At 64.5% G+C, this 6364-nt stretch carries 7 protein-coding genes and 1 tRNA gene; 3 read left to right on the top strand and 5 right to left on the bottom strand.

The window, feature by feature from the left end:
* Positions 1–48 precede the first annotated feature (48 nt).
* A tRNA-Met gene (locus tag K7957_RS19945) sits at positions 49–125 on the top strand.
* A gap of 268 nt (positions 126–393) precedes the next feature.
* Here K7957_RS19945 and K7957_RS19940 read toward each other — a convergent pair.
* The 4 genes from K7957_RS19940 to K7957_RS19925 form a co-directional block, all read right to left on the bottom strand.
* Positions 394–1617, bottom strand: a complete 1224-nt coding sequence (locus K7957_RS19940; protein WP_223014637.1) for a DUF7665 family protein — start codon at positions 1615–1617, stop codon at positions 394–396.
* 1 nt (position 1618) lies between these two features.
* Positions 1619–2107 carry a hypothetical protein gene (locus K7957_RS19935; protein WP_223014635.1) on the bottom strand — a complete coding sequence of 163 codons (489 nt, stop codon included), beginning with the start codon at positions 2105–2107 and terminating at the stop codon, positions 1619–1621.
* A 378-nt stretch (positions 2108–2485) separates the two neighbouring features.
* Positions 2486–2734 carry a hypothetical protein gene (locus tag K7957_RS19930; protein ID WP_223014633.1) on the bottom strand — a complete coding sequence of 83 codons (249 nt, stop codon included), beginning with the start codon at positions 2732–2734 and terminating at the stop codon, positions 2486–2488.
* Positions 2735–3038: 304 nt separating this feature from the next.
* Positions 3039–3389 carry an EF-hand domain-containing protein gene (locus tag K7957_RS19925; protein WP_223014631.1) on the bottom strand — a complete coding sequence of 117 codons (351 nt, stop codon included), beginning with the start codon at positions 3387–3389 and terminating at the stop codon, positions 3039–3041.
* A gap of 146 nt (positions 3390–3535) precedes the next feature.
* Between K7957_RS19925 and K7957_RS19920 the strand changes: the two genes are divergently transcribed.
* Together K7957_RS19920 and K7957_RS19915 are read left to right on the top strand one after the other, a co-directional pair.
* The gene (locus tag K7957_RS19920) at positions 3536–4735 is read left to right on the top strand and encodes an ABC transporter permease (RefSeq protein ID WP_223014629.1); all 1200 of its coding nucleotides are present in this window, start codon (positions 3536–3538) and stop codon (positions 4733–4735) included.
* Positions 4736–4779: 44 nt separating this feature from the next.
* Positions 4780–5787 (top strand): alpha/beta hydrolase, encoded by a 1008-nt coding sequence (locus K7957_RS19915; protein WP_343228481.1) that lies wholly within the window; start codon positions 4780–4782, stop codon positions 5785–5787.
* Between the two features lie 257 nt (positions 5788–6044).
* On the opposite strand, the gene K7957_RS20835 is transcribed toward K7957_RS19915, so the two are convergent.
* Positions 6045–6308, bottom strand: coding sequence for a helix-turn-helix domain-containing protein (locus K7957_RS20835; protein WP_425517224.1), 264 nt, complete (start codon positions 6306–6308; stop codon positions 6045–6047).
* Positions 6309–6364 lie beyond the last annotated feature (56 nt).

Raw genomic sequence — 6364 nt, 5'->3', positions numbered from 1 at the left:
ATCATCGGAACCCATTCACAAACACCGCTCTCCACCAGGAGAGCGTGACGCGGGGTGGAGCAGCCCGGTAGCTCGTCAGGCTCATAACCTGAAGGTCACAGGTTCAAATCCTGTCCCCGCAACCAACGGTATCACAACAGGCCCGTCTCGTAAGAGACGGGCCTGTTGTGCGTTCGGCGCACACGTTTCCTCCGCAAACGCCAGCATCCGATACAGGTCGCCGTACAGCTGGATGGGACGGCGTTTGCCACCACGCGCGCTGCCCGGCTGCACCACGATCTTCTCGATGAGCGGGCGGACGATGTTCCGGACGGCCGCGCCCTCGTCCGAGCAGAGGTGCGCGTCGAGTTCGGCGATCGCGCGCGTGTACAGGCTCTCATAGTTGGCCGGCAGTCACACGACCGGCGACGCTGGCGTTGCAGCGATGATCTCCTCCAGTCGCCGTTCCTCGGCTTCCAGATCCTTTACCCGCGTCGTCAGTGCGCGAGGGGCGTCCGCGTCCTCCTCGATGCGGGTGACGAGGTTGGCGATCCTGGCGCGAGTTTCCGCCAGGTCATGCTCGGCCTGCGCGCGCTCGGCGTTTCCGGCCTGCGCCGCGACGGCAAGTTCCTGCTGGAGCAGAGCGGCGAAGCGCTTGATGAGTGCTGGCGTCAGCAGCCGCTCGCGGATGCCCGCCAGCGCGCGGATTTCGAGTTCGGTGGTGGTGATCGAGCCGTTGTCGCATGTCCCCGTGCGGTGTCCCTTGCAGCGCCACCGGCCGGCGCCGGTGGCCAGGAACGGGGCGCCGCACGCGCCGCAGGTCACCAGTCCGGACAGGAGGTGGGCAGGACGCTTCGCGCCGCTTAGCGGATTGCCGGTCAGTTTGAACTTCGCGTCTCGCGCGCTGCGGGCCTCGGCTTGTCGCGCCTTCACACGGTCCCAGAGCGGCTGGTCGATGATCCGCAGCTGCGGTTCGTCGCGGATGATCCACTCCGCTTCAGGGTTGAGGCGCGGGCGACGCGAGAAGCCGCGGCGCTCGTTGGGCACCTCGACCCAGGTGCGGCGGTTGAAGATGCGGCGGCCGATGTAGAGCGCGTTGTTGAGGATGCCTTCATCCAGCGTCACGTCGCCCGACAGCGTCGAGGGGATCCAGACCCCGGCATTGTACTTGCCGCGCTCGCGGGCGCGCGGAGAGGGGATGCCGTCGGCGTTGAGGGCGTTGCAGATCCGTTTCAGGCTCCAGCCCTCCGCGTACAGGCGGAAGATCCGGCGGACGAGCTCGGCCTGCTCGTCATCGATCGCGAGCTGGTCGAGCTCGCGTCCCTGCACATCCTCCCCGGTCGCCGCGCGGCGATAGCCGAGCACGCGACCGCCTGTGGTGCCGCCGCGTGTCGCCTTGCCTCGGAGGCCTCGCCTGGTCGTATAGGTGACGGCCTGATGCGGATAGCCGCTGCATTCGAACCGCAGGCCGAATTCGGCTGGCGAGTCCATACGGGGGGCCGCCGACACTGCGATGACCACGTGGGGCCAAGCCTGCGACACGAGCCGCCACCGTTCTTCGAACTGGCCGCACCGGAACTCCGGTGCGGCCAGGTCGCGCTCGAGCAGCAGCTGGCTGGGGCTGACGGGCGCGTTCACCTCAGCCCTCGACGCGGATGTCGGGGACGAGGTCGAAGCAGAGGTCGCAGTGACCGTGCTTCGCGAGCTTGTGCAGCGGCGTGTCGGTCGGCGGCCGGTCGGTGCCGCCGCAGACCTGCAGGACGTGCTCGGCGGCGTCGCGCTCGGCCAGCTTGAAGTGCTCGACCGCCCACGCCTTGACGCGGCGCACGCGGGCACCGGGGGCGAAGCGGTGCTTAGCGGTCTTCTCCAGATAGTTGATGGAGACCGCGATCTTGCGGCACTTGGCAAGGTGCAGCTTCGCGCCGTGCTTGATGTGGTGCGGGCGCTTGTGGCCGTGCCACTCGATCGGGTCATCATCCTCGTCGTGGAAGAGGATGAACTCCTCGTCGATCTCGATGCCGGCCTCCTTGACGGAAGCGTGGACGATTTCGATCGAGGCGTTGTCAGGCAGGTCGATCTCGACGAGGCGGTCGTGACCCTGGACGGCGATGAAGACAGTGTGGGACATGGGGCTTTACTCCTGATCAGGCGGCGAACCGGCCGCCCTCAAGAACCCCAGCGAAATTGGCCCAGTGGATTCGGGAAGGAATCTTTAGTCTGGCAAAAAATGCCTACTCACTGGCGTGAGCCGGTGGGCGTCACCTTGGCGATTGTGATCGCCAAGGTGACGCCCAAGCCAGCTGGATCGATGTCTGCTTCTAAATTTTAGCCGATGGAAAGTTGCATGTCCGCTGTCGGTCCACTCGCTGTCGTTTGCCGGCACCTGAACCAACGGCTCGTTTCGGAATGCATTCAAGCCGCTGTGAGTGTCGACTTCTGGGTCCTCGGGACGAGAGGTGAGGGAGCCAGAATCGGGCGAAAGCGGTCAGTCTGCTAGCCACCCGACCTACTTGCCTCCTATTGGCCCGATCCAGTCCGGTGATCCACCTTTGACAGGGCTGGCGGCCGCATCGATCTGCTGCCATTCGGCCTTTGTGTGGCAGACACGGCGTTGCATGCGCGAGCCGCTCCGTCCCTCGCTTCGGCAGATCGGCCGTTCCTTGATCAAAGGATCTGGGGCTTTGTCCTGCGCGCCGCCTTGATCGGCTTGCAGCGCAAGCGCCAAAGCGGAAAGGAGCAGCGTACCTACGGTCATCTAATTTCCCTCTGCCTTTTCGATGACATCGCTCCTCTTGGGTGACGAAGGCAAGCGAACTTGCAACCATACTGAATTCAGGGCGCCGATGATGCAGTGGCTAAGCTATGTGCGGCCAGTAGCCCCCCTCCGGCTGTTGGAACCGGGCGGCATCTGCCGCCGCTGGGCCGACTGAAGCGGTCCGGCCACGATCGCGAGAAACCCATCCGTGCAAACGCCTTCGCTTCGCGCCCAAAAAAAAAGGCCTTCGTCATGGATGTTCTTAGCCGTGATCGCCGGCCTGCTGTCGGGCGATGGCGAGGAGCTAACGGCTGAAGCTCTTCACCTCGTCCCTGGTGAGAAGGCCGTCCGAGTTCTTGTCCATTCCGCGAAAGCCAGGAGCGATCATACCCTCGCGCATCTTGGCCCGATCCGCCGGTTTGATCTTCCTCTGCGCCTCGGCATCGCCTGCGATCATCGCATCGATGCGGCGGTCAAACTCGGCAGTGAACTCCTTTAGGTCGAGCGCTCCGTCGTGGTTTGTGTCCGCGGCCGCCAGAAAGGCCGCATCAAGCTGAACGTCCATCTTGATCTCTCGGCCGGAGCGCGGCTCGGGATTGGCCGCCTGAGTCTCTGCGGCTTGCAGCGACACGAGTAGCAGCACAGCGCTCAGCATGCTCACTCTCCTGGCCTTGCTCGGCCTATGCTCAGCACCTTCTCAATCGGTCAGTGAACCTGCCATGAAGGGCGTTTGGCGTTGTTCGTGCCAGCGGGGTTCGCTTGGCCTTGCCGCAGCGCCATCAACGCCGCAGAGTCGGCGAGATGCTCGGCACGACGGTCCTGCTCGCAGCGCGCTCGATCCGGCGACATGCGCTCCGGTCCTTCCTGACCGTGCTTGGCATCGTCATCGGTGTCGCGGCGGTCGTAACGATGGTCACGCTCGGCGATGCGACGTCGGCTTCCGTGCAGAAGCAAATTGGCAATCTCGGCACGAACCTGCTCCACGTCCATCCAGGGCAAGCGACCCGACGCGGCGGTGGTGGGCCACCTCCAGCCAGCTTCGATCCCGACGACGTGGTCGCCATTGAGCGACAGGTCAGCGGCGTCACCGACGTGGCGCCGCAGGCCACCTCGGCGGTCTTCTACGAGGGCAACAATTGGTCGACGAGCATCTTCGGCATGAACGCGACCTACTTCGTCATTCAACCCTGGCCGCTGCAGGCGGGGCGGGTGTTCACGCCGGCGGAGGAGAGCGCGGGTAAGGCCGTGTGCGTGATCGGCAGCACCGTCAGCAAGAACCTGTTCAAGGAGCTGGATCCGATCGGTCGGCGCTTCCGCGCGGGACCGGTCAGCTGCGAGGTCATCGGGCTGTTCACCACCAAGGGGCAGGGGCAGTTCGGCGACCAGGACGATCTGGTGATCATGCCGATCAAGACCGTGGCGCGTCGCTTCCTCAGCACTAGGGACATCAAGGCGCTGCTGGTCGGTGTGGATCCCGCCTATGACACCGAGCAGGTCACGGCGTCGCTCACGGGCCTGCTGCGCGAGCAGCGGCATGTGGAGGCGAGAGAGGACGACGACTTCCTCATCATCGACACGCGCCAGATCTCCGAGACGCTCTCCGGCACCACCGCAGCCCTCACCCGCATCGTCGCTGCGGTCGCGGCGATCAGCTTGGTGGTGGGCGGCATAGGCATCATGAACGTCATGCTGGTCGCCGTCACCGAGCGTACGCGCGAGATCGGCATCCGGCTCGCGATCGGCGCCGTTGCCCGCGAAGTGCTGCTGCAATTCCTTGTCGAGGCGGTGACGCTCTCATGTCTCGGCGGGCTCGCTAGCCTGCTGCTCGCGCAGGTGGCGATCGCCGGGCTTTCCCGGCTCATGTCACTGGATTGGTCGTTCAACCCGGCGATCAACGCGCTCGCGTTCGGCTTCTCAGGCATCATCGGGATCGTCTTTGGCTTCGTGCCTGCTCGACGCGCGGCGGGATTGAACCCGATCGATGCGCTCCGCCACGAGTAGCGCAGCGAAGCCGCGCCGAGTGTTACCCGTCCTAGGAGGTAACTGTGCCAAGCCTATATCGTCTCCTCAGCGCGTCCCTTGTTGTCAGCGCCGCGGTGAGTGTGAGCGCGCGGGCTCAGGATGTCGCAAGCGCACCTGCCACTACGCCGCTACCAAAGAACGAACACGAAGGCGTGTGGCAGGCACCGAGCGGCGGCGAGCAAGTGCCGCTCTGGCCAGCCAACGTCAGCCTGGCCAAGCCTGACAGCGGTGACCGGCCGGAGGGACTGGGCAACGGCACTGGGCTAGTCGCCGGCAAGATGTGGCACTGGGCCAGCTATGTGACGCGTCCGACGATGACCGTCTATCGGCCGAAAGGGACCGGCACGCGGGCAGCCATGCTCGTCCTGCCGGGCGGCGGCTTCGAGGTACTGGCCATGGACCTGGAGGGCACCGAGATCTGTGACTGGGTCGTGCGACAAGGCATGGTCTGCGCGGTTCTCAAATATCGCGTGCCCCAGGTGTGGCCCCGCGAGAACGGCCGGCAGCAGCGACCCAAGGTGTTGCTCGGCCTGGAGGATGCGCAGCGCGCTATGGGGCTGCTTCGGCGGAATGCTACTTCGTACGGGATTGATCCGCGCAAGGTGGGTGTGATCGGCTTCTCGGCTGGCGCGTACCTTGCTGCGAACATGAGCAACACCGAGGAGAGGACCTACCCGGTCGCTGACGCGGCGGACCGACAGTCACCACGTCCGGATTACGCCGTCGTCGCCTACACCGCGCGCGTGCTCGATGACAGCAAGGGGAAGAACAGCCTCGAGCTCCGACCCTGGGTCACGATCAGCCCCAAAGCACCACCCACGCTGATCCTGCACGCCATGAACGATCCGATGGACAAGGTAAGGCAGCCGCTCGCTTATGCGTTGGCACTCAGCGACGCAGGCGTTCCGGTCGACATGCGGATCTACGCCAGGGGCGGCCACGCTTTCGGGATGAGACCGACCGCCGACCCGATCTCAAGAGAGTGGCCGGGACAGGTCAAGCAGTGGCTACACAATCTCGGGATCCTCTAGAAACCGCGATGGGTGCGAAGGCGGCGTGGGCGCCCGCTGCTCTCATCCCAAGCTATTTCAGGGTTCTTCGTAGGCCTCTGGGCCGAGTAACGCACTAGATGAACCAACGGCCAGTATCGGGCACGCTTCTTAGGGCGCGAGTGTCCGCTGTTGGGTCTCGACACGGTAGAGGAGGGGGCGCGCACCTCCATTTTCGGCTCCTGGCGAATTCGAGTGGGAATGGGATGGTCTCTAAAGCGACGCTCGCCTTGTGTCGGCTACGCTCGTCTCGCTCCAGCTCCTCGCTGTTCCAAGTACCAGTTGCCATCGACTAGCGACACTCGTGGCTGAGAGTTTCCGGCCGAACGCCTTCGGCGAGTAGCACCGGACCGGCGAGCCTCCTCGTCGAACTTGATATCATACTGGTCGATGAGGCGGTACAGTGTTGTTCTTCCTATTCGTAGGCGCTCGGCCGCGGCGCTCAGATTATAGCTCGAAAGACGTAGAGCCGACTGTATGGCAGCGCGTTGCGCATATGCCATCGTACCCTCAACCTGATGGTCTATGCTCATGGCATGATGTCCAGCATATCAATCCT

Source organism: Sphingomonas yunnanensis, assembly GCF_019898765.1.
In the GTDB taxonomy this organism is placed as follows: domain Bacteria; phylum Pseudomonadota; class Alphaproteobacteria; order Sphingomonadales; family Sphingomonadaceae; genus Sphingomonas; species Sphingomonas yunnanensis.
This window is presented reverse-complemented; position numbering and strand designations above follow the sequence as displayed.